The 2,461-nt window shown below is 76.1% G+C and carries 1 protein-coding gene and 1 pseudogene; both read left to right on the forward strand.

Going from position 1 to position 2,461, the window contains the following annotated elements:
- A partial coding sequence (locus MRQ36_RS32790; RefSeq protein ID WP_242801699.1) for an FtsK/SpoIIIE domain-containing protein occupies positions 1 to 2,281 on the forward strand: 2,281 nt, incomplete at its 5' end.
- Positions 2,278 to 2,461 (forward strand): annotated as a pseudogene (locus MRQ36_RS32795) (hypothetical protein); the annotation flags it as partial. The gene MRQ36_RS32790 and the pseudogene MRQ36_RS32795, both read left to right, overlap by 4 nt.

Genomic DNA, 2,461 nt, shown 5'->3' on the forward strand with positions numbered 1-2,461 from the left:
GCCGCTGCTGGACGCCGGGCACGTCCACCTGGCCGGCGGGGACACCGACGGCATCGCCGCGGTGGTGCCGGCGCTGCTGCTGCGCTCGGTCGGCCGCGCCGACCCCGGGTCGGTCCGCCTCTTCGGGTACGACCCGGAGCACCTCGGCGGCGGCCTGGCCGGGTTCGCCCCGCTCGGCACCGCCGGGCTGCTCACCTTCGTCGGCCCGGGTGGGCTGGGCCGGCTGCTGGACGACCTGGTCGAGCAGATCCGCCGGATCAACGAGACGGTGCTGGCCGGCGAGCACGGCTCGCTGCGGGAGCTGGCCGCGGCGACGGGCCGGCGGCCCGAGCCGTGGCGGGTGGCGGTGCTGCTCGGCGGCGACGAGCTGAACCGGCACGAGCGGGGCCAGCTGGACCGGGTGGTCCGCACCGGCGCGGCCTGCGGGGTGCACCTGGTGGTCCGCGGCATCGACCTGCCCGACCACCCGACGGTGACCCGGGTCGTGGTGCAGCCCGACGGCGCGCGGGTGGCCGGGTTGCCGGTCACCCTGGACGACGCGCCCCCGGCCACCCTGGTCACCGAGACCTGTCGGGAGGTGGCGTCGCGGGTCAACGCCGGTCCCCCGCCGGCCCCGTTCACCGACCTGCTGCCGCCGGCCGACCGGTTCTGGCAGGAGGACTCGGCGCACGGCCTGAGCGCCCCGATCGGGGAGGGTCCGCACGGCCGGCCGGTGCTGCTCACCCTCGGCGACTACCCGCCGCACGCGCTGATCGGCGGCCCGTCCGGCACCGGCAAGACGAACCTGATCTTCGCCTGGATCGGCGCGTTGGCGTCCCGCTACTCCCCCGCCGAGCTGGAGTTCTATCTGCTCGACTTCAAGGAGGGGGTGTCCTTCGCCCGGTTCGCGCAGGGCCGGCGGGACCCGAGCTGGCTGCCGCACATGCGGCTGGTCGGCATCAACGTCAACACCGACCGGGAGTTCGGGCTGGCGCTGCTGCGCTTCCTCGCCGAGGAGCTGCGCCGCCGGGCGGACGCCGCGAAGAAGCACGAGGTCACCAAGCTGGCCGAGCTGCGGGCGGTCGACCCGACCGGGCACTGGCCGCGGATCGTCGCGGTGGTCGACGAGTTCCAGGCGCTGCTGGCCGGCCGGGACGTGGTCGCCCGGGAGGCCGCCGACCTGCTGGAGGACCTGGCCCGGCGGGGCCGGTCGCAGGGCATCCACCTGGTGCTCGCCTCGCAGGATGTCCGGGGCATCGAGGCGCTGTGGGGCCGGCCCGCGCTGGTCGCCCAGTTCACTCTGCGGATCGCGCTGCCCAAGGCACTGCGCATCCTCGCCGAACGCAACGACGCGGCGCAGTCCCTGCCCCGGCACCACGCCGTGGTCAACGCCGAGTCCGGGCTGACCGAGGGGAACGAGGTGGCCCGGATCCCGTCCGCCAGCGACTGGGAGAGCTGGAGCGAGTTGCAGCACCGGCTGTGGCGGATGCGACCGGCCGACGCCGCGCCGGCCCGGCTCTTCGACGGCGACGCGATCCCCCGGCTGGCCGACGCCCCGGACTTCCGGGCACTCACCCCGCCCGACGAGGGGGTGCCGCGTAGTCCGGTGGCGTTGCTCGGCGAGATCATCGACGTGCAGGCCCGGTCGGCGGCGCTGCGGCTGCCCCGCGCCCCCGGGCGGAACCTGGCGGTGCTGGGCACCCGGGTCGACGAGGCGTGCGCGGTGCTGGACGCCGCCGCCCGCTCGCTGGCCCGGCAGCACCGCCCCGGCACGGCCCGGTTCTCCATCGCCTGCCTCGACCCGGACGCCGATCCGGCCGCCCGGGAGCTCTACGCCGACCTGGCCGACGACGCCGCCTGGTACGACGAGGACAGCGTCACCGAGCTGATGGCGGAGGTGGGTGACTCGCTGGGTGCGCCGGGCACCCCGAGCACGCCGCACTACCTGCTGCTCTACGCGGTCGACGCGGCCTCGGGTCAACTCGCCGGGCGGGCCGGTCGGCGCAGCGGGCTGGAGCAGCTGCGGCGGATCCTGCACGACGGGCCGGAACGGCGTACGCACGTCCTGGCGTGGTGGCGGGGCGTGGCCCGGATGCGGGTGGACCTGGGCGGGCCGGCCGCCCGCACCGACCAGATCGGGGCCTGGGTGGCGCTGGACGTGCAGGGCGGCGAGCTGGGCTCCTCGCTCTATCCGGGCAGCGGCGGGCCGGACTGGTATCCCCGGCCGTGGCGGGGGCTCTACTTCGACCGGGCGATGCACCGCACCGGACAGGTGATCATCCCTTATGGTCCGTCCCGATGAACGAACCGGTCACGAGTGAGACGTACGCCGCCCAGCTCCGTCGGCTCGCCGAGCTGACCGCCCGGGTGGCCACCCAGCGCGCCGAGGCGCACGACTGGTACGCGCAGCAGTGCGCCGCCGCGGAGCGCGCCGTCGCCGAGGCCACCGCGGAGGTACGCCGCGCCGAGGCGGCCGTGGTCG

The organism is Micromonospora sp. R77 (genome assembly GCF_022747945.1).
Lineage (GTDB): Bacteria > Actinomycetota > Actinomycetes > Mycobacteriales > Micromonosporaceae > Micromonospora.